Source organism: Pantoea sp. EKM103V, assembly GCF_011800365.1.
Taxonomy (GTDB): domain Bacteria; phylum Pseudomonadota; class Gammaproteobacteria; order Enterobacterales; family Enterobacteriaceae; genus Pantoea; species Pantoea anthophila.
Genome location: NZ_JAALFQ010000008.1, coordinates 38,244 through 58,531 on the forward strand (window position 1 = coordinate 38,244; position 20,288 = coordinate 58,531).

Below are 20,288 nucleotides of genomic sequence, written 5' to 3' on the forward strand. Positions count from 1 at the left end.
GATATCCTTATGGGTTAGCCGGGCGCTGGCGTCGTTCGGCGATCAGCATCACCAGGAAAACGGCACCAATCAGGTCAAAAAAGCCCATCGCCACAAACAGCGGATTAAAGCCGATGGTGTCGGCGGTGACGCCGATAATCAGCGAGAAGATAAAGCTGGCAATCCAGGCGCAGGAGCCGCGCATACCGTTGACCGTCGCCATCTGACGGCGATCGAAACGCTCCACCACCAGCGCACTGAGCATGCAGGAGATGACCTGATGCCCGAAGCCACCGATGGAGATGAGCGCGATAGCCAGCAGGGGATCTTTCACCAGCGTCATCAGCGCCAGCGAAACCATCAACAGCGCGCCCGTCACCGAACTGGCGACAATCGAGTTGACGCGGGTAAAACCGAACCAGCGCACATAAATGCGGGTGAGGTAACCGCTGGCGACGCTGCCAAGGTCAGCTGCGAGAAACGGCAGCCAGGCAAACATCACGATCTGCTTCAGATCCATGCCACGCTCATTGGCGAGATAGAGCGGCACCCAGAAGCTCAGCACCGCCCAGGCGGGTTCAGCCAGAAAGGCCGGAATCGCAATACCGTAAAACTTCTTCTCTTTACCAATCACTTTCAGCGCTTTGAAGAACGGCAGCTTCTCGCCGATGGCTTCGTTGTCCTGATTGATAAAGTCGCGCTCCTCAGCAGAAAGGCGTGGATGGCTCTGCGGAGCGTGATAGCCCCACCACCAGAAGAGCACCCACAGCAGCCCCAGGCCGCCTGTCAGCAGGAAGGCGCCCTGCCAGCCAAAGTTGATGTGGGAAACGTAGATGATGGGCGGTGCCAGCATCGCCCCGATGGAGAAGCCGACGCCCGCCCAGCCTGCTGCCACCGGCCGCTCTTTTTTCGGGAACCAGTCACCAATCGCTTTGGCGTTGGCTGGCGTGGCGGCCGCTTCAGACGCCCCCATGACAAAGCGCAGCAGCGCCAGATGCAGCCAGCTTCCGGCCCCCGCGTGCAGCAGACAGGTGACCGACCAGACCAGCGCACAGATCAGGAAGCCCATTTTCAGGCCGATCACATCGATCAGCCAGCCGCAGACCGGCTGAAACAGGGTGTAGGCCAGCTGGAACGCCGCCACCACCCAGGAGTACTGCTCGGTACTCATGTTAAGGCTGGTTTTGAGTTCCGGTGCCAGAATGCCGAGTGAGTTGCGGGTGATGTAGTTAACGGTCACACCCAGCAGGAACATCCCCAGCATCCACCAGCGTAAATTTTTAATCACGCGCACCGTGCGTGAAGCACTGACGGGTTTGGTTGTCGATTCGAGGCTCATAGTGCCACTCCTGATTTCCATTGATAAATCACACCGCCTGCTGGCGTACCGCGTGTCCTTTTAGCGAACTTAGAAAAGTGCGAAACGTGGGTACAGCCTCTTTTTTGCAACTCTTTTCATGGCAGGCTGATTACCGGCAGGAAATGACACTGAAACGCCCATCTGACGCGATTCAGCAGGTTATGAAAAATTTTTCACTAGCAGATTTGAAGGCGATCACAGAATGAAACAAAGGCTGAAAGTAAGCGAAATTGCGGCGCTGAGCGGCGTTTCGATCAGCACGGTGTCACGGGTACTGGCGGGCAAAGCCAATACCCGCCCCGCCACCCGCGACAAGGTGCTGGCCGTGGCGCAGCAGCAGGGTGTGCTGGATAACCTGCACAGCGGTCGCCTGCTGCTGAATAATCTGATGGTCTTCGCGCCGCCGCGTGCCTTCGACGTGCGCAGTGACATCTTCTACTACAAAGTGATTCAGGGGATCAGCCAGGCGGTGGAGCCGCACGAGGTGCGGCTGCGCTACTCTCCGCTGGAAGAGGTGGAGAGTGACGCGGCGCTGTTTATCGACAAGATGCAGCAGACCGAAGCGGCAATCCTGATCGGCATTGATGATGAGCACATTCATCAGCTGGCAGCGGAGATGAACAAACCCTGCGTGCTGATTAACGCCCGCGATCGCCGTATGCGGCTGCCTTCGGTTTCGCCGGATCATCAGCTGATTGGGGAGTTTTCAGCCCGCTACCTGTTTGAGCAGGGGCACCGGCAGATCCTGTCGCTGCACTGCCTGCGCCGCTACACCATGGAGCAGCGGCTGCAGGGCGTGCGTGACGCCTGGCATGCGATGAATCTGCGCTTCGACAGCCGTCAGCATCTGCTGACGCTGAACAGCTTCAGCAGCAATGAAGCGGCGGAACGGCTCGGTGAATATCTGCGCCACTGCCCGGACGTGCTGCGTCCGACCGCCATTCTGGCCAGCGGTGATTACATTGCCGCAGGAGCGGTCAGCGCGCTGGAGCAGGCGGGCCTGCGGGTGCCGCAGGATATTTCGGTCATGAGCATGGATGGCTTTAACCTGGCCGCCATCCACGATATTCCCCTGACCTCAGTGCAGGTGCCGCGTGATGAGCTGGGGGCCGCCGCCGTGAAAGTGCTGCAGGAGATGCGACTTAATCCTGCCACCCCGGCCGGCACCCTGCTGCTGAATGGCCGGCTGGTGGTACGCGAATCGGTGCGCCGCATCCGCGACAACCTCAGCCATGCGCCGGTTCAGCAGCATGGCCTTTACGACTGACCCAGCGTTTTCAGCCGCAGTTCCGACGGCTGAGGACGTCCGAACAGGAAGCCCTGGAACAGCGTACAGCCCTCATCGCGCAGCTTCATAAACTGCTCATCGCTCTCCACCCCCTCGGCGGTGATCTGGATATCCAGACTGCGACTCATGCCGGTAATGGCCCGGATAATCGCCAGCGCCTCACGGCTGTCCCCCATGTCGTTAATAAAGGATTTGTCGATTTTGATTTTGTCGAACGGGAAGGATCGCAGATAGCTCAGCGACGAATAGCCGGTACCAAAATCATCCAGCGCAATCTGCACGCCCAGCGCCTTGAGATTCTGCAGGGTACGGATATTCCCCAGCGAATCATCCAGCAGCACCGATTCGGTGATCTCCACCTCCAGCCGCGCCGGATCCAGCCCGGATTCCTGCAGTGCGCCCTCCACCACCGGCACCAGCGAGCTGTTTTTAAACTGCAGCGGTGAGAGGTTAACCGACACCGACTGATTGCCTTCCCAGCTCGCCGCTTCGCGACAGGCTTCATAGAGCGCAAACGCGCCCAGCATATGAATCAGGCCGGTCTCCTCCGCAATCGGAATGAAGTCGTTGGGCATGATCAGGCCACGAATCGGATGATGCCAGCGCATCAGCGCTTCATAGCCAATAATGGTGTGGTGGTCGCCATTGGTGATGGGCTGGTAGTAGAGCCGCAGATGCCCGCCGCTGATCGCATCGCGCAGGTCATTTTCAATCAGGCGGCGGCTGCGTGCCACGTCGTCCATCTCCAGCGTGAAGTGCTCAAAGCGGTTACGGCCGTTGCGTTTGGCCTCATACAGCGCCATGTCGGCACAGCGCAGCAGCTGTTCCGGCGTGTTGGTGATGGTGGTGCTGAGCGCAATACCGACGCTGAGCCCGACCGAAAGGTTATGACCTTCGATGTTGACCGGCGGACGGATGGCCTCGATCAGCCGCTGCGCGACCACGCTCGCCTCGTCGCCGCTGGCAACCGACGGCAGCACGATGGCGAACTCATCGCCGCCGATACGCGCCAGGGTATCCTGATCGCGCAGCACGTTGCGCAGCCGCTTCGCCACACTGCGCAGCAGCTCATCGCCAATCTGGTGGCCCAGCGCATCGTTCACATTCTTGAAATTATCCAGATCGAGGCAGAGCGCGGCGGTCTGACGCGGCGTCTGACCGGCGTTGCGCAGCGCTTCGCTCAGGCGCTGGCGGAACAGGATACGGTTCGGCAGGCTGGTGAGGTTGTCATGGTGCGCCATGTGGTGAATGCGGGCATCTGCGGCGCGCTGGTCGGTCACATCTTCCACCAGCAGCATCAGATAGTTACGCCGTGCATCCTGACCATTAATCGCGGTAGCGCGGGTGTGCAGGATGCGCTCACCGCTGGCGGTCATCAGCAGCTGTTCACGCTCATGCATCCCCTCGCTGCGCAGCGCCACATCCGCCAGATTGTTGAAATAGTCGCTTAACTCAGGCGACATGCACTCGTGCGGCCGTTTGTTGACAATCAGCGATTTCGACAGGCCAAACAGCTGCTGGGTACGGTCGTTGACCAGCAGAATCTCACGGGTAATGGCATCTTCGACAATCACGCAGGAGGGGATATTGGCGATGATGTTATCCAGAAAGCGGGAGAGCGCCGTTTTCTGGGTACTCTGGGCTTCCGCCAGATCGCGGGCGCGCAGCACCTGCTGCTCCTGCTCACGGCGCTCCGTCCGGTCGCGGGTGATCTTGGCGAAGCCGATCAGCTTGCCGTCATCGTCGTGGATCGCGTCGATCACCACGTGCGCCCAGAAGGCGCTGCCATCTTTGCGGTAGCGCCACCCCTCATCTTCGAAGCGACCGGTCTTCAGCGCAATGCCGAGGTTGGCTTCCGGCGTTCTGTTCAGCCGCTCCTGAGCGCTGTAAAACAGCGAGAAGTGCTGACCCACGACCTCTTCCGCCCGGTAACCTTTGGCGCGCTCGGCACCGGCGTTCCAGTTCACCACCACGCCGTCGATATCCAGCATATAGATGGCGTAATCCGTGACGCCTTCCACCAGCAGCCGAAAGCGTCGCTCCTGCTCGCGCTGCTCATTGCGTACGCGCTGCTGTTCGGTACAGTCGCGGGTGATCTTGGCGTAACCCAGCAGCTTACCCTGATCGTCACGGATCGTGTCGATCACCACATGCGCCCAGAAGGCGCTGCCATCTTTGCGGTAGCGCCAGCCCTCATCTTCAAACCGGCCGGTGCGATAGGCGATCTGCAGGTTCTGACTGGGAACGTGATTCAGACGATCCTGCGCGCTGTAGAAGCGGGAAAAATGCTGGCCGACAATCTCTTCGGCTACATAGCCTTTGGCGCGCTGGGCGCCGGCGTTCCAGTTCACGACGTTGCCGTCGATATCCAGCATATAGATGGCGTAATCGGTGACGCCCTCCACCAGCAGACGGAAGCGCGCCTCCTGTTCCCGCTCTTTGCGCTGCTGCTCCTGCTGCCGGGTACAGTCGCGGCAGATCACAGCGAAGCCCACCAGCTGCGCCACATCATTGCGGATGGGATAGATCACCACATGCGCCCAGAAGGTGCTGCCATCTTTACGGCAGCGCCAGCCTTCGTAATCATAACGTCCCACGGTGGCGGCAATATCGAGTTCCCGCTGCGGCAGACCGCGACGACGATCCTCTTCGTTGTAAAACACGGCGGCATGCTGGCCAATAATTTCTTCTGGCCTGTAACCCAGAACGTTCAGCCCGCCTTCATTCCAGCTGGCGACGGTTCCGTCCGGTTTGAGCATGGCGATCGCGTAGTCGATCACGCTTTGTACCAGCATGCGATAGATGACATCAGAGTTATTATCCATTGTTATTTGCCTGCTGCTCGGTAGCCTGGTCATGGCTTAGGAATGTTCTTAATACATCTGCGGAGACTACAGCGGAAACGGGCTGTGAAGACAAGTGCATTAAGAAGAATAACTAATCTTAACAGGGGAGTTATCGGCAGCGGCGAGCAAATGTTCAATGGTGTCGCGATCGGGGGGATCGCGCGCGGTTAAGGCGCAGAGCGGGATTGCGGGAAGAGGGGGAAAAGCGCGAGACGGGCTCGCGCATCGTTATTCAGCAGCGTGTCTGAAGCACCTTCCCTTATGGCTGCGGCTGCATGGCGGCAATCGGCTGCCAGATTTCTGTCAGTGCGCCCTCTTTTCCGGTGAAGGGATCCTGGGTCGGCAGAGGCACTTTTTTCACCTGCTCCTGCGCCATTTTCAGTTTCGCTGGCTCATCGCGCAGTGTCTCGGGCGACATGCCACGCGGATAGGCTCCGACCACCATAAAGTCTTCACTGGCGCTGACCTGCCGGTGGCCGACGCCCGCCGGGATCAGCACCGCATCGCCGGCGCGCAGCGTCACCATCCGGCCACTGTCACCGCCAAACAGCACTTCCGCCCAGCCTTCAGCCACACCCAGCAGCTCATGGGTGTTGGGGTGGTAGTGGGTGTAAGGGAAAATCGGATAGCGCCAGGCGGGTGGCCAGCCGTTTTCTTCGAAGGTTTTCTCAAACCATGCGGCGATCTCCTCCTCTTCCGGCACCACGCGTGGCCAGATAATCAGAGGTAACGGGTTATTCGGCACGCCGCCCGACGGAATGGCGAGCATCAGGTGCTGAGGATTGTCAGACGCCCCGGCCGAAAAGGTGCCAGCGGCAAAAGACATCATCAATAACAGACTGGAGGATGGGGTACGCATGCAGGTTCTCCGCTTTTTTTATCAGTGTGGCAAACCTGCGCCACAATGCAATGTGCGCCAGGCGACAGAATTGAGATAATTGACTGATATTGCTGACTAAAGCCAAATGCGGCGTTAACTACAGGGTGTTCCCCGCCCTGCACCACCACGGGAAGCGGTTCTGACTACGGTAAAATGTTGCAAAATGTCAGGCCGCCCGGAGCAGGACGCCGGTCACGGTTCAACTGTTATATAAAAATCGCACAGATCTGTTTCTGATATCCTTGACTGTTATCTGTTCTAATCGCTAGCAGATCACAGAGAGGTAACCAATGGACGCTATTAAACAAATCCTGATTGACGAGATCGCCACGCTTAACCGCGAAGAACGTCGCGACAATTTGCCGCGCTTCAGCCTCTCGTTTCTGAAAAACCATCCCGGCCTCTGGGCGGTGATGTACCTGTGCTATGGCCTGTGCGTTGCGCTGATTTTCACTACCGAGATGCTCGGCTGGCCCGCCTTCTGGTTTGCGACCATCTTTGTCCTGGTGATGAGCCTGCTGATGCTGATGGACATCAACCCGAAATATCGCTTTGAGGATATCGACGCCCTCGATCTGCGCGTCTGCTACAACGGCGAGTGGTATTATGTTCAGCCGGTGCGCGAGCAGGCCGTGTCGCGGATTCTGTCGCTGCCCGAGACGCCGGAACGGGTGAAGAGCGGCATCCAGCGTCTGCTGAGACAAAAAGGCGAAGTCGATTTTTATGATGTCTACTACCTGACCTGGGGCCATCAGGAAGCGGCGCGGGTTTAATCTGCCCCGCTTTCCGCCATTAACCGACCCAGCGTTTCGATTGCCGCCTCGGCCCGGCTGTCCCACGGCCAGGCGGTATTCAGCCTGAAGCAGTGACTGAACTGCTCGCCTGCCGAAAATAACTGTCCCGGTGCAATACTGATCCCCTGTGCCAACGCGCGCTGATAAAGCCGGGTGGTATTGATGCGTTCAGGCAGCGTCACCCAGAGAAAATAACCGCCGAGCGCCTCACTAAGCGTGGCCTGGGGTGGCAGCACCTTCAGGAGCGCCTGGCGCACCATCTGCTGTCGCTTCGCCAGGATCTGCCGCAGGCGCTTCAGGTGGGTGTCATAACGCCGTGTCGCCAGAAAATCCGCCAGCGCCAGCTGCATGGGCGCACTGGTCGAGAGCGTGCTCATCAGTTGCAGCCGCTGAATGCGCTGCGCATGCTGTCCCGCCGCCACCCAGCCAACGCGAAATCCCGCCACCAGCGATTTTGAAAATGACCCACAGTGCAGCACGTTGCCCTGACGATCCCAGGCTTTGGCCGGCAGCGGCGCGACATCGCCTGTCCAGAGTTCGGCATAGACATCATCCTCGATCATCGGCACCTGATAGCGCGCCAGCAGCGCCACCAGCTGCTGCTTGCGTTCCGGGGTCAGGGTGACGCTGAGCGGGTTCTGCAGGGTGGTCATCAGCCAGCAGGCTTTTACCGGCCAGCGCTGCAGCGCCTCCTCCAGCTGAACGAGATCGATGCCCTGTTTTGCATCCACCGGGATCGCCAGCGCTTTCAGCTTGAGCCGCTCAATCGCCTGCAGCGCGCCATAAAAACCGGGATGCTCAATCACCACGTAATCGCCCGGCTCGGTGAGGGATTGCAGGCTGAGGTTCAGCGCCTCCAGCGCTCCGCTGGTGATGACAATTTCATCCGGTGACAGCGTGATGCCCTGACGCGCATAGCGCTGCGCCAGCAGCTGTCGCAGCGTGGCGTTACCGGGCGGCAGGTTATGCAGCGCATCGGTTGGCGTGAGGTGATGAGAGACATTCGCCAGCGAGCGCATCAGCTGACGCTGCGGAAACAGCGCGGGGTCGGGAAAGGCGGAGCCAAACGGCACAATCGCCGGATCGCGCGTTGCCTGCAGCACATCAAACACAAAGTCGTTGATATCCACCTGCTCGCTGATCGCCACGCTCATCGGCGCGGGTGCCAGCGCGCGGGGCGCGACGTAGTATCCCGACTGGGGACGGGAGACGATCCAGCCCTGGCTCTCCAGCAGCTCATAGGCGTGCAGCACCGTCATCAGGCTGACCCCCTGCTGCGCCACCTGCTGGCGCAATGAGGGTAAGCGTGTGCCCGGCAGCCAGATGCCGGCCTCTATCTGCTGCTGAATCTCATCCATCAATCGCTGGTATTTCGCCACGGCTCATCTCTCCTTGTCTGACCGCGTGACTTTACCACGCGCGGCGGCCAATGACAGGCGGCATGAACCGCTTATACAGCCCCGTTGCACTGATGCAACGCGCACGGGACGCTTTTTCAGCCCCGACGCGCCGCGCGTCAGACCGCTGCCGCCTCTGGCGTCAGCGGCCGATCGACATCCGCAATCAGGCCCGTGCTGGCCACCGTTTCTTCAGTTTCTGCCGCGACAAAGTCGGTCAGCTCCGGCACCCGCTCCGGCGGAACCGGCTTGCCCAGCAGATAGCCCTGCAGCGTATTGCAGCCCAGGCTGGTCAGAAACGCCTGCTGTTCGGCGGTCTCTACCCCTTCAGCCACCACTTTGAGTTGCAGCGACTGCGCCAGCGCCACGATGGCCGACACGATGGTGGCATCCTCTTTCTGATGCTGCAGCTCGTTCACAAAGGCCCGGTCGATCTTCAGTTCGCTGGCCGGTAACCGCTTCAGATAGAGCAGACTCGAGTAGCCGGTGCCGAAATCATCAATCGAGGCTTTCACGCCCAGCCGGGTCAGCTCGGTCAGGATACGCACGCTCTCATCGGGGTCGCGCATCGCGGTGGTTTCTGTCACCTCCAGGGTCAGCAGCTCGGCCGGAATCTGATGTTTTGCCAGCGCCTCAACCACCGTCTCCACCAGATTCGACTGCTCAAACTGCAACGCCGAGAGGTTAACCGCCACTGACCAGTGCGGGTGCCCCTGCAGATGCCACTGGCGCAGCTGGCGGCAGGCTTCCTGAATCACCCAGTTGCCGATATTGACAATCATCCCGGTCTTTTCCGCCATCGGCAGGAATTTGTCGGGCGACAGCAGGCCGTGCTGCGGATGCTGCCAGCGCAGCAGCGCCTCAAAACCGAGGATCGGACCGCGCGGGGCGCAGAATTTTGGCTGGTAGAACAGGCGCAGCTCATCATTATCCAGCGCCTGCCAGAGATCGTTATTCAGCTGCAGCTGACTCTGTGCCTGAATATTCATGGAGGGCTGAAAGAAGGTATACCCGTTGCGACCATTATTTTTGGTGTGGTACATCGCCGCATCCGCATTGAACATCAGCTCCCGCTCATCCACTCCGTCGCCGGGATAGACGGCAATGCCGAGGCTCAGGGAAACCACCAGTTCATAGCGGGAGATATCAAACGGACGATCCACCGCTTTGACCAGCTTATCGGCGACGGCCGCGGCATCATTGGGATCGTCAATCTCCACCAGCAGCACGAACTCATCGCCGCCAAGCCGCGCCAGCGTGTAGTAGCCGGTCATCTGCTGGCTCATTCTCTCGGTTACGCCAACCAGCAGACTGTCGCCAATATGGTGACCAAAGGCGTCGTTAACCGCCTTGAAGCCATCCAGATCCATAAACATCAGGGCGAACTGCGTCTGTTCACGGTTCGCTTTGTTGATCGCCTGCTCCAGCCGATCTTCCAGCAGGATGCGGTTTGGCAGCCGCGTCAGGTTATCGTGCAGCGCCAGCTGGGCCAGCTCACGATTCGCCTCCGCCAGAGAGCTGGCGAGAATCGAGGTGCGCGCCTGCATCCGCGCATCCAGCATGGAGACCAGCAGGGTAATCCCCAGGATAGAGAGGGTGACCACGGTGACCAGAATCGCCAGCCAGTTGCTGTTGACGCCCTGCCCCACCGAATGACTGTGCGCGGGAAATTCGGCGGCCATCATGCCGGTGTAGTGCATGCCTGCAATGGCAAACCCCATCACCACTGCGGCGCCAATCCGCAGCAGCGTGACCCGGCTGGTCTGCCCTTCGCGCAGGTTAAAGGCGAGCCACAGCGCCGCGCCAGAGGCCGCCAGGGCGATGATTACCGACAGTCCCACCCAGCCCCACTGCCAGACGATACCGGGCGAAAACATCAGGGCCGCCATGCCGGTGTAGTGCATCGCCACCACGCCGCTGCCGAGGATCAGCGCGCCGCCCGCCAGCCGCGGCCAGGGCAGATCGCTATGGCAGACCAGCCACAGCGCAAATATCGACGCACACACCGCGATGGCGGCAGAGAGCGCGGTCAGTGAGGCGTTATAGCTCATCACCATATCCATGTTCATCGACAGCATGCCGATAAAGTGCATCGCCCAGATGCCGATCCCCATGGAAAAACCGCCGCCGAACAGCCAGACCAGCGCGACTTTGCCGGTCGAATGCACCACCCGCCCTGCCATATCCAGCGCGGTAAACGAAGCCAGCATCGCGACCAGAATCGAGACGATAACAATAAAAGAGTCGTATGAGGTCGCTAACATAGTGCATTCCCGCGAAAAGCCGTGCTTGTGGTTAGACAGAGAGTTCTGACAGTGTTCTTTTTGTTATCGGCACCGCCCGGCGGTTAATGAGCCGCGCAGGCTGCATGCTTTCACTTACTCTGATTGCTGAAAACTATCGTGACGTTCAGCCCGAGAGTGACGCCACCGGCTGCCGCCGTGAGGCGAAACGGAACGCGTCAACCCGGTCCGCCGGGGTCGGTTTACCCAGCAGATACCCCTGCAGGGCATCAAAGCCTAAGCTGGTGAGTAAATGCTGCTGCTCTTCGGTTTCCACCCCTTCCGCCACCATCCGCAGGTTGAGACTCTGCGCCAGCGTCAGCATGGCGCTGACCACCGTTGCATCTTCACTGCCGGGCCGCAGGCAGTTGATAAAGCTGCGGTCGATTTTGAGTTCGCAGGCATCCAGATCTTTGAGATGCAGCAGGTTGGCATAGCCGATGCCAAAATTATCAATGGCGACGCTGATACCCGCCTGCTGCAGTTCGCGGATGCGCTGCTGGCTGAACAGCGGGTCACGCATGGCTATCGTTTCGGTGATCTCCAGCATCAGCGCGCTGGCTGGCAACTGGAAGTGCGCCAGCGTCCGGGTCAGCGTGGTGAGCAGATCGCGCTGATGAAACTGCAGGGCGGAGAGGTTCACCGACACCGTCCAGTCACTGTGGCCCTGATTGTGCCAGCTTCTCAGCTGGCGGCAGGTCTCCTCGATCACCCAGTTGCCAAGCGCGACGATCTGGCCGGTCTTTTCGGCGCGCGGCAGAAACAGCTCCGGCGTCAGTAACCCGCGCAGCGGATGCTGCCAGCGCAGCAGCGCCTCGAATCCCAGTAACAGGGTGCCGCCGGAACTGAATTTGGGCTGATAGAACAGGCGCATCTGCTGGCGCTCTATCGCCTCCCACAAATCGTTCGCCAGCTCCAGCTGATGCTGGGTCGCATCGCTCATCGCCGGTTCAAACAGGCACCAGCCATTGCGCCCGTTGTGTTTGGTGTGATACATCGCCGCATCCGCATTAAACAGCAGCTCATGCCGGTTTCGCCCGTGCAGCGGAAAGATCGCAATGCCCGCGCTGAGTGACACGTGCAGCACATAGCGGTCAAGTTCAAAGGGGGTGCTGATCACCTTAACCAGCTTTTGCGCCAGCTGACGGGCTGGCGTGATATCCAGCGCCTCTGCCATCAGCACAAACTCATCGCCGCCCAGACGCACCAGCAGCATCGTGGTCGTGAGCTGGCTGCGCAGCCGCTCCGCGACCGCGACCAGCAGGCGGTCACCGACGTGATGTCCCCAGGTGTCATTCACCGCTTTGAAGCCATCCAGATCCATATAGAACACGGCAAAGCGGCTCTCCTGCAGCATCGCCTGCTTAATCGCCAGATCGAGCTGCTGCTCCAGCATGACCCGGTTCGGCAGCGCGGTCAGGTTGTCGTGCATCGCCAGCTGGCGCAGCTCCTGGTTGGCGCGATTGAGCCGCGCCGCCAGCCGTGCCGCGCGCAGCTGAGCGTCCAGCATGGAACTCAGCAGCGTGACGCTCAGAATAAGCAGGGTAATCAGCGTTACCCAAACCGCCAGTCCAGGATTGCTGAGGCCATGCGGCTGCATGGTGCTGCTCGGGCTGAACCGTGCGGCGGCCATGCCCACGTAGTGCATACCGGCGATGGCGATCCCCATCACCAGGGAGGCCAGGCTGCGCATCAGCAGCAGATGCTGCTCCCCCTGGCGCAGATGAAACGCCAGCCACAACGCCAGCGCAGAGGCCACAAAGGCGATCAGCACAGAGAGGGCAACCAGCAGAGGATTCCAGTCAGGCCCCGGCTCAATCAGCAGCGCAGACATGCCGAGATAGTGCATGACCACCACCCCTGCGCCCAGGATCAGACTGCCGCGCAGCAGCCGGAAACGGGTGAGATGTACGCCTCCTACCGTCTGTCCGAAAGCCAGCATGGCGGCCAGAATCGCCACCAGCAGCGAGCCTGCCGTCAGCGGCACGTCATAGCGCATCGTCATCGGCATCATCATCGCCAGCATGCCGATAAAGTGCATGGCCCAGATGCCAATTCCCATGGCGGTGCCGCCGACCAGCAGCCAGAATCGGGCAGGCCAGCCCTGGGAGACCGCCACCCGTCCGGCGGTATCCAGGGCTGTAAAAGAGGCAACAAACGCCACGATCAGCGAAATGCCGATCAGGACGTTATCCCAGGTGATATGCAGCATGTGCCACTCCTCACCACCCGTGCTGAACGGGTGCTGTGTAAAGTCTGATAAGTCATCTGAAAACCCCCGCGGGGGTGAAAGTTATTTAATGCCGGTATTTCGCCAGGAATTATTTCCGGCAAAACCCGCCCGCCAGCGCTGGAGAACGATGCGCAGCATCCTGTTCCCGCATCCGCTAAGCGAGCCGGTAAATCGTTATTATGTCTGATTGATACAGCAACATATTACCGAAGCGGAAAGCCTGCACGCGAGGAAAAAAACAGGGATTTCTGCTTTCCCGTTACGCTTACACGCCTTGCTATTACTGGGTTATCGGCTGAAGTGACCATTAGATTAGTGAAAAATAATCAGGAGCACTTCGCCAGACGCGTTAACTGTTCTATAGTAAGTAAAACTGATATAAATCAGCACCCTTAAGTCTGAGATTTTTCTTAAGACAGCCCCGTTGCGGGCACTGCTTTATTTATTTCTTATTTTTGGGCCGAATCGTTAATTAATACCAGGTGAAAAAGCACTGACTCCTGATAATCCGTAAGGAAATATTATGAAACTCAAGCTTTTTCTGTGTGCTGCTGCGGGATTAACGCTGTCACTTCCGACCTTAACCCAGGCGGCAACCACCTCCGGGACCATCAATGCCACCCTCACGCTGACCACCGGTTGCCTGGTCAACGGCCAGTCCGCCACGGCAGGTGTTAACTTCGGTACGCTGAACTTTGGTAGCAGCGCCGCCACCTTTGATACGCTGAACGCCACCCTGGTGGGCGCCGCCGGTAACGGCATCTACGTGCGCTGCACCACCGGTCAGGACTATAACGTGGTGGTGACCAGCAGCAACGCGGCGCCAGCGACCATCTATGGCACCGCCTCTGCGTCACCGCGCTATTTGCTGCTGGGATCGGACAATGCGCAGGGCATCGCCTATACCCTCTACAGCGATGCCTCCTTCACTACCGCGATCGCCAACAATACGCCGATTGCCGCCAGCGGCACCAACGATCCGACGCTGGGCACCAACTACGCCATCTATGGCCGGGTGGTCGGCGGCGGCTTTAACCCGCTGATTCCGGCCGGAACCTACACCGATACCATTAACGTCGCCGTGAATTATTAACTGCAGCCGCAGGTCAATGAGGGTGGTTCTCTGGCGATCCTGCCTGATGATCGCACGTGCTTTGCCTCTGCTGACAGGGAGCGTCAGCGCCTGGGGGCTGCCCACCAGCACCTTTCAGGTCTCCGCATCGATTGTGGCAGGCTGCGTGATATCCGGTACCAATACCGGCGTTTTCGGCACGCTCAATTTCGGCACGCAGTCTGGCGTGGCGACAGCGACCGTCAACGCCAGCTTTCTGCAGAGCACGACCATCAATCTCGCCTGCACACCCGGCACGACGCTGAGCATGAGCATCAATCAGGGCAACAACTACACCACCACCCGCAACCTGAAGCTGCCCAATTTCAGCAATACCGTTCCCTATACGCTCTTTAGCAATGCCAGCCGCACCACGATGATCCCGGTCAACCAGGCCGTGCCGCTGAGCTACAGCAATGCCGGTAACATTACGCTGCCGATCTATGGCCAGCTGCAACTCCCCGGCACCGCGCGCGCCGGCGTTTATACCGACACGCTGACCGTCACCCTGAGCTGGTGAGGCGATAAAAAACAAGGATATGATCATGAAGTCACTGTGCGCTCTGCTGCTGCTGAGCCCCTCCCTGCTCTCTCCGGCCTTCGCCGCTAACTCGGTGATGATCTGGCCCATCGATCCCGCCATTAATCCTGACGAGAAAGCCAGCGAACTCTGGCTGGAAAATCGCGGTAACAGCACTACGCTGATGCAGATCCGCGTCTTCAGCTGGCAGCAGGTCAGCGGCCAGGAGCAGTATCAGACTCAGCAGCAGGTGGTAGCCAGCCCGCCGATGGTGCGGATGGAGCCGGGCCAGAAGCAGCTGGTCAGGCTGATTAAACAGACGCCGCCTGCGGCCGGTAAAGAGCTGGCCTATCGGGTGGTGCTGGATGAGATCTCGGCGCCGCGCAATCCCGGTGAGAATCAGGCCGGGCTGACGTTTCAGATGCGCTATTCCGTGCCGTTGTTTGTCTATGGCACCGGGCTGAACACCGACAGCGCCCGGCCGGAGTTGCGCTGGCAGCAGGTCAGCGACGGCGGCAAGCGCTGGCTTCAGCTGACTAACAGCGGCAGCGGCCACGCCCGGCTGAGCAATGTCACAATTGGCGGTCGCCGGCTGGGGGAAGGATTGTATGGCTATGTGCTGGCGGACAGCATGCATCGCTGGCCGCTCACCTCCCCGGTCAGCGGCGAGCTGAGCGCTGAGGTCAACAAGCGCCCGTGGCGCAGCGCGGCTCAGAAGTAAGTGCTGAATGAGACGCTACCCGCTTCATCCCTGTGCGCTGGCGGTTGCCAGCCTCTGCTACGCCTGCTCGCCGGATAGCGTGCTGGCGGAGACTTACTCCTCCCTGCCACCGCCGCCGAGCCTGCAGTCCCGCGACAGTGGCCAGCAATATATGCTGGAGCTGGTGGTGAATCAGCAGGCAGAGGGCAATATCGTACCGGCAGAGCAGCGCGACGGTCACTTCTGGCTGCGCAGCGGCGATCTGCAGCGTGCCGGTCTGCCGCGGGAAAAGCTGGGCCAGCAGCCGCAGGTCGATGTCAGCAGCCTGCCTCTGGTCAGGGTGGATTATGATGCTGCGCGGCAGCGGCTGCTGCTGACCGTGCCGCCAGAGTGGCTGCCCGGCCAGGTGATTGGCGAGGCGAAAAACGGGCCGCGCTATCCGGGACGGACCAGCAGCGGCGCGCTGCTTAACTACGATCTTTACGCCAGCCGCACCGACAACAGCGGCACCCGCCTCTCCGCCTGGAATGAGCTGCGGCTGTTCGGGGAGGCCGGACACCTCTCCAGCAACGGCGTCTGGCAGCAGCAGCTGGAAGGCAGTTCCTCTTATCAGGATGATGGCTACATCCGCTACGACACCTGGTGGAGCAACGAAGATGAAAATGCGGCGGTGAGCTGGCGGGTCGGGGATCTGGTCAGCGACTCGCTCGCCTGGGGCAGCAGCGTGCGGCTCGGCGGCATCCGCATCGGTCGCGACTTCAGCATCCGGCCCGATCTGGTCACCTACCCGCTGCCCGCCTTTTCCGGCCAGGCCGCCGTCCCCTCCACCGTGGATCTGTTTATTAATGGCTATCGCTCCAGCCAGGCGAACGTGCAGCCTGGCCCCTGGTCGCTGACCAATGTCCCGTTCGTCAACGGCGCAGGTGATGCAGTGATCACCACCACCGATGCAACAGGCCGACGCGTCACCACGACCATGCCCTTTTACGTCTCCAGTAACCTGCTGAAAGCGGGACTGTCGGATTACGCCTTTTCCGCCGGGGCGATCCGCGAGAACTACGGCATTAAAAATTTCGATTACGGACAGGCCGCCGCCAGCGGCGCGTATCGTTATGGCATGACCGACTGGCTGACGCTGGAGAGCCAGGCCGAAGGCAGCGAAAACCTGGCAATGGGCGGGCTGGGCGGCCAGCTGCGCGTCGGCAGCTGGGGGGTGGTAAACGGCGCGGTGGCGCAGAGTCAGCTGGATGGCGAGCGCGGCGGGCAGTACAGCTGGGGTTATCAGTACAACAACCGCTGGTTCAATTTCGGCACGCAGCAGACCCGGCGCAGCCGCGACTTTGGCAACCTGGCGCTGGTCGGCAGCCGTGCCGGAAGTCAGGCAAATAGCCGCTTCGCGCTGTCGCGCCGCAGTGCGCAGTACAGCGCCAGCGTCTCACTGAACCGTTTTGGCAGCGTCGGCGCCGCCTTTATCGATATTACCGACGGTCAGGGCGACCGCACCCGCCTGTGGAATCTCTCCTGGAGTAAAAACCTGTGGGGCAACAGCAGCCTCTACGTCTCCGCCAGCCGCGATCAGCAGGAGAAGAGCTGGACCGGCGCGATCTCACTGGTGATCCCCTTTGGCGAACAGGGCAGCGCCGCAATCAGCACCGAACGCGACCGGCGCGGCCGCAACAGCCAGCGCGTCTACGCCTCACGCGCCATGCCCAGCGACGGCGGATTCGCCTGGGATGCCTCCTGGGCGAATCAGAGCGGTGACAGCGGCGATTACCGTCAGGGCAGCCTGCGCTACCGTAACAACCAGGTTGACGCCTCGGGAGGCTTTTATGGCGACGACGACAACCTCACGCAGTGGGCCGATCTCTCCGGCGCGCTGGTACTGATGGACAACAGCGTCTTTGCCGCCAACGCCATCAACGACGCCTTTGTGCTGGTGAAAACCCGCTACCCCGACGTCAACGTCCGCTACGAGAATCAGTCGATGGGACGAACCAACCCGCAGGGCTATCTGCTGGTGCCTACCATCAGCAGCTACTACCCGGCTAAATATGATATCGACACCCTGGATCTGCCCGCCGATATGACCACGCCGCAGGTTGAGCAGCGCGTTGCCGTCCGGCGTCAGAGTGGCTATCTGCTCAACTTCCCTGTAGAGAAGCTGCGATCGGCCAGCGTGATTCTGATCGATGCGCAGGGCCAGCCACTGCCGGTTTCAAGCCAGGTCGTGCGGCCCGATCATCCTACAGAGTATGTGGGCTGGGATGGGATTGTCTGGATGGAGGCGCTGACGGTCAGCAATCCGATCGCGGTGGTCACGCCCGACGGCCGCCGCTGTGAAACCGAACTGCACATCGCCAGCGGTCAGCCGCAGGCGCTGAAAACCTATGGCCCGCTGACCTGTCCGCTGCCTGCATCGGCCACGGGCAGCGCCGCCACGCCCGCTGATACTTTCTCTTCCGGAGCGCGACCATGATAAAAATTCTGCTGAAATGGCTGATGCCTGCGGGCCTGCTGCTCTGTCTGCCGTCGCTGGGTTATGCTGCCTGTACCCTTCCCGCCTCCACCGCCAGCTTCGGCTCCCTCACGACATTTGTGGCGAATACCACCGTGAACGCCACCACCACAAACGCCAACGTTAACTGTGGCTCGGGCAGCGCGCTCTCGCTGCTGGGTAATAACCAGATTACGTTTCAGCTGACCGGCGCGACGAATGTCAGCGGCACGCGCGGCACCCTGAAACGCAGCGGTGACACCGGCAGCGATAATGTGCCGGTGCGGCTCTGCACCGACAGCGCCTGCGCCAGTGAACTGACGATTGGCGGCGCGGCTTACGTCTATGGGTCACAGACGCTGGTCAATCTGGCGGGGTTACTGGGCAGCCTCAACTTCGCTATCCCGGTTTACCTGCGCACCGTTCCCGGTCAGGTGGTGGCCGCCGGCACCTACCAGGTGACGCTGAACATGGCCGTGACGTATCGCGTCTGTACCAGTGTCAGCGTGGGAAACGTCTGCTTAAGCGAACAGAACGGCAGTGGCGTGATCCCGATAACCGTGACCGCTACGCTCACCAATGACTGCACCACCATTACCTCGCCCAACATCAGCTTCGGCAGCGCGCCGCTGGTCGGCAGCTTCTCTGCGGTGTCGCAGACCATCAATGTGCTGTGCAGCAAGGGCAGCACCTATACGGTCGGACTGAGTAACGGCAGCTATCCGGTGAGCAGCGTGAGGAATATGGCGAGCGGAACGAATCGTCTGAGCTATGAGATCTACAAAGGCACGACCAGCAATCGCTGGGGACCCTCAGGGACGGAGCGCTGGAGCAGCACGACCTCGACCGCAGTCTCTGCGGATGGACTGACGCGCGGCTTTAACTACACCGCGCGCATCCTGACGACGCAGGCCACGCCGCCCGCCGGAAACTACAGCGACAGCGTGGTGGTCGATTTAGCCTTTTAGAGCGAGGCGCTGACCGGCGTACCGCTGTGGCGCAGCTGATACTGCTTCACCATCCGGCCAATCAGCAGGGTGCCGATCAGCCCGCAGATGGCCGCAAAGGTCAGCCAGACGCCCGGCATCGCCTTGTCGCCGGTGGCGTGGATCAGGTAGCTGGAGATGGCAGGGGTAAAGCCGCCAAACAGCGCCGTCGCCAGGCTGTATGCCATGGAGAAACCGGCCGCGCGCACCTCAGCAGGCATGATCTCTGCCAGATAGACCACCATCGCCCCGTTGTAGCTGGCATAGAGAAACGACAGCCACAGCTCTGCTTCCAGCAGATGGGCGAAGCTGGCTGAGCCGACCAGCCAGTGCAGCACCGGCCAGGTGGTGACAATCATCAGCAGGGTACAGGCGATCAGCAGCGGACGACGCCCGATGCGGTCCGACAGCGCGCCCATCAGCGGCAGCCAGAAGAGATTGGAGATGCCGACGCAGAGCGTCACCATGAACGCCTGCTTATCACTCATCATCAGCACGGTTTTGCCAAAGGTCGGGGTAAAGGCGGTGATCATGTAGAACATCACCGTGGTAGTGACCACCATCAGCATCCCCGCCAGCACCAGCGCCCAGTTGCTGGCGACCGAGCGCATGATCTCCGTCATGCGCGGATGATGCTTGCGTTTGCTGAACGCTTCGGTCTCTTCCAGCGTGCGACGGATATAAAACAGAAACGGCACAATCAGACAGCCCACCACAAACGGGATACGCCAGCCCCACTCCGTCACCGCCTCTTTCGCCAGCAGATGGTTCAGCATCAGACCCAGCAGGGCGGCGAAGATCACCGCAATCTGCTGACTGCCCGACTGCCAGCTGACGAAAAAGCCTTTGCGCCCTTTCGGCGCCACTTCGGCCAGGTAGACCGACACGCCCCCCAGCTCAACGCCCGCGGAGAAGCCCTGCAGCAGCCGACCCAGCAGGATCAGAATCGGCGCCGCAGCGCCCAGCGTGGCGTAACCCGGCACCAGCGCGATAGTCAGGGTGCCAATCGCCATCAGGCCCAGCGTCAGCAGCAGGCCTTTGCGGCGACCATGATGGTCGATGTACGCGCCCAGAATAATCGCCCCCAGCGGGCGCATCAGAAAACCTGCGCCAAAGGTCATCAGGGTCAGCATCAGGGAAGCGAACGGGTCATCGCCGGGGAAGAAGGTTTTAGCAATGGCCGTGGCGTAGTAGCCAAAGACCATGAAATCGTACATCTCCAGGAAGTTACCACTGGTGACGTTGAAGATGGTTCGGGCGGCGCTTTTCGGGGGCTTTTGTAAAGACGGGGCGTGACTCATAACGGCTTCCTGTTGTTTTTTAGCCGTTTTAGCCTGCCTGCCGCGAGAATAATGTGACCTGGCTCACCATTGCACTTTACAGTTCTATGTACATAAGTAACAACAAATTAACAATAC

General features: G+C 60.3%; 14 protein-coding genes. 7 read left to right on the forward strand and 7 right to left on the reverse strand.

Annotation, left to right across the window (positions count from 1 at the left end; translation table 11 throughout):
- Positions 1-7: 7 nt before the first annotated feature.
- Positions 8-1,318 carry an MFS transporter gene (locus tag HFD97_RS15690; RefSeq protein ID WP_058958355.1) on the reverse strand — a complete coding sequence of 437 codons (1,311 nt, stop codon included), beginning with the start codon at positions 1,316-1,318 and terminating at the stop codon, positions 8-10.
- A 223-nt stretch (positions 1,319-1,541) separates the two neighbouring features.
- On the opposite strand from HFD97_RS15690, the gene HFD97_RS15695 reads away from it, so the two are divergent.
- Positions 1,542-2,606 (forward strand): LacI family DNA-binding transcriptional regulator, encoded by a 1,065-nt coding sequence (locus tag HFD97_RS15695; protein ID WP_058958356.1) that lies wholly within the window; start codon positions 1,542-1,544, stop codon positions 2,604-2,606.
- Here the strand turns inward: HFD97_RS15695 and HFD97_RS15700 are convergent.
- Together HFD97_RS15700 and HFD97_RS15705 are read right to left on the reverse strand one after the other, a co-directional pair.
- Positions 2,597-5,452 (reverse strand): bifunctional diguanylate cyclase/phosphodiesterase, encoded by a 2,856-nt coding sequence (locus tag HFD97_RS15700; RefSeq protein ID WP_167432271.1) that lies wholly within the window; start codon positions 5,450-5,452, stop codon positions 2,597-2,599. The genes HFD97_RS15695 and HFD97_RS15700 overlap by 10 nt on opposite strands.
- A 280-nt stretch (positions 5,453-5,732) precedes the next feature.
- A complete protein-coding gene (locus HFD97_RS15705) occupies positions 5,733-6,332 on the reverse strand; it encodes a cupin domain-containing protein (protein WP_009087226.1) in 600 nt (199 codons plus the stop codon).
- A 311-nt stretch (positions 6,333-6,643) separates the two neighbouring features.
- On the opposite strand from HFD97_RS15705, the gene HFD97_RS15710 reads away from it, so the two are divergent.
- Positions 6,644-7,126 (forward strand): YlaC family protein, encoded by a 483-nt coding sequence (locus HFD97_RS15710; RefSeq protein ID WP_167432270.1) that lies wholly within the window; start codon positions 6,644-6,646, stop codon positions 7,124-7,126.
- Here HFD97_RS15710 and HFD97_RS15715 read toward each other — a convergent pair.
- From HFD97_RS15715 to HFD97_RS15725, 3 genes are all read right to left on the reverse strand, one after another.
- Positions 7,123-8,526 carry a PLP-dependent aminotransferase family protein gene (locus tag HFD97_RS15715; RefSeq protein WP_009087230.1) on the reverse strand — a complete coding sequence of 468 codons (1,404 nt, stop codon included), beginning with the start codon at positions 8,524-8,526 and terminating at the stop codon, positions 7,123-7,125. The genes HFD97_RS15710 and HFD97_RS15715 overlap by 4 nt on opposite strands.
- Before the next feature lie 137 nt (positions 8,527-8,663).
- The gene (locus HFD97_RS15720) at positions 8,664-10,808 is read right to left on the reverse strand and encodes a bifunctional diguanylate cyclase/phosphodiesterase (RefSeq protein ID WP_167432269.1); all 2,145 of its coding nucleotides are present in this window, start codon (positions 10,806-10,808) and stop codon (positions 8,664-8,666) included.
- A 145-nt stretch (positions 10,809-10,953) separates the two neighbouring features.
- Positions 10,954-13,038, reverse strand: coding sequence for a bifunctional diguanylate cyclase/phosphodiesterase (locus HFD97_RS15725; RefSeq protein WP_058956421.1), 2,085 nt, complete (start codon positions 13,036-13,038; stop codon positions 10,954-10,956).
- A gap of 544 nt (positions 13,039-13,582) precedes the next feature.
- Between HFD97_RS15725 and HFD97_RS15730 the strand changes: the two genes are divergently transcribed.
- The 5 genes from HFD97_RS15730 to HFD97_RS15750 are packed head-to-tail and all read left to right on the forward strand — an operon-like array spanning position 13,583 to position 18,852.
- Positions 13,583-14,152, forward strand: a complete 570-nt coding sequence (locus tag HFD97_RS15730) for a spore coat protein U domain-containing protein (RefSeq protein WP_009087237.1) — start codon at positions 13,583-13,585, stop codon at positions 14,150-14,152.
- Between the two features lie 46 nt (positions 14,153-14,198).
- Positions 14,199-14,690, forward strand: coding sequence for a spore coat U domain-containing protein (locus HFD97_RS15735; protein ID WP_167432268.1), 492 nt, complete (start codon positions 14,199-14,201; stop codon positions 14,688-14,690).
- 25 nt (positions 14,691-14,715) lie between these two features.
- Positions 14,716-15,411, forward strand: coding sequence for a molecular chaperone (locus tag HFD97_RS15740; protein WP_167432267.1), 696 nt, complete (start codon positions 14,716-14,718; stop codon positions 15,409-15,411).
- 7 nt (positions 15,412-15,418) lie between these two features.
- Positions 15,419-17,866, forward strand: a complete 2,448-nt coding sequence (locus HFD97_RS15745; RefSeq protein ID WP_167432266.1) for a fimbria/pilus outer membrane usher protein — start codon at positions 15,419-15,421, stop codon at positions 17,864-17,866.
- Positions 17,863-18,852, forward strand: a complete 990-nt coding sequence (locus HFD97_RS15750) for a spore coat U domain-containing protein (protein ID WP_185155359.1) — start codon at positions 17,863-17,865, stop codon at positions 18,850-18,852. Before HFD97_RS15745 ends, HFD97_RS15750 begins: the two co-directional genes overlap by 4 nt.
- On the opposite strand, the gene HFD97_RS15755 is transcribed toward HFD97_RS15750, so the two are convergent.
- Complete coding sequence (locus HFD97_RS15755) at positions 18,849-20,171, reverse strand: MFS transporter (RefSeq protein ID WP_140924933.1); 1,323 nt, start codon at positions 20,169-20,171, stop codon at positions 18,849-18,851. The two genes, HFD97_RS15750 and HFD97_RS15755, sit on opposite strands and share 4 nt — an antisense overlap.
- Positions 20,172-20,288: the final 117 nt, after the last annotated feature.

What these genes read in the sequence shown, in the direction of transcription:
- HFD97_RS15755 (WP_140924933.1), bottom strand. Translation starts at nt 20,171, where the DNA reads ATGAGTCACGCCCCGTCTTTACAAAAGCCCCCGAAAAGCGCCGCCCGA.
- HFD97_RS15710 (WP_167432270.1), top strand. Translation starts at nt 6,644, where the DNA reads ATGGACGCTATTAAACAAATCCTGATTGACGAGATCGCCACGCTTAAC.
- HFD97_RS15730 (WP_009087237.1), top strand. Translation starts at nt 13,583, where the DNA reads ATGAAACTCAAGCTTTTTCTGTGTGCTGCTGCGGGATTAACGCTGTCA.
- HFD97_RS15705 (WP_009087226.1), bottom strand. Translation starts at nt 6,332, where the DNA reads ATGCGTACCCCATCCTCCAGTCTGTTATTGATGATGTCTTTTGCCGCT.
- HFD97_RS15735 (WP_167432268.1), top strand. Translation starts at nt 14,199, where the DNA reads ATGATCGCACGTGCTTTGCCTCTGCTGACAGGGAGCGTCAGCGCCTGG.
- HFD97_RS15745 (WP_167432266.1), top strand. Translation starts at nt 15,419, where the DNA reads ATGAGACGCTACCCGCTTCATCCCTGTGCGCTGGCGGTTGCCAGCCTC.
- HFD97_RS15740 (WP_167432267.1), top strand. Translation starts at nt 14,716, where the DNA reads ATGAAGTCACTGTGCGCTCTGCTGCTGCTGAGCCCCTCCCTGCTCTCT.
- HFD97_RS15750 (WP_185155359.1), top strand. Translation starts at nt 17,863, where the DNA reads ATGATAAAAATTCTGCTGAAATGGCTGATGCCTGCGGGCCTGCTGCTC.
- HFD97_RS15720 (WP_167432269.1), bottom strand. Translation starts at nt 10,808, where the DNA reads ATGTTAGCGACCTCATACGACTCTTTTATTGTTATCGTCTCGATTCTG.
- HFD97_RS15725 (WP_058956421.1), bottom strand. Translation starts at nt 13,038, where the DNA reads ATGCTGCATATCACCTGGGATAACGTCCTGATCGGCATTTCGCTGATC.
- HFD97_RS15690 (WP_058958355.1), bottom strand. Translation starts at nt 1,318, where the DNA reads ATGAGCCTCGAATCGACAACCAAACCCGTCAGTGCTTCACGCACGGTG.
- HFD97_RS15695 (WP_058958356.1), top strand. Translation starts at nt 1,542, where the DNA reads ATGAAACAAAGGCTGAAAGTAAGCGAAATTGCGGCGCTGAGCGGCGTT.
- HFD97_RS15700 (WP_167432271.1), bottom strand. Translation starts at nt 5,452, where the DNA reads ATGGATAATAACTCTGATGTCATCTATCGCATGCTGGTACAAAGCGTG.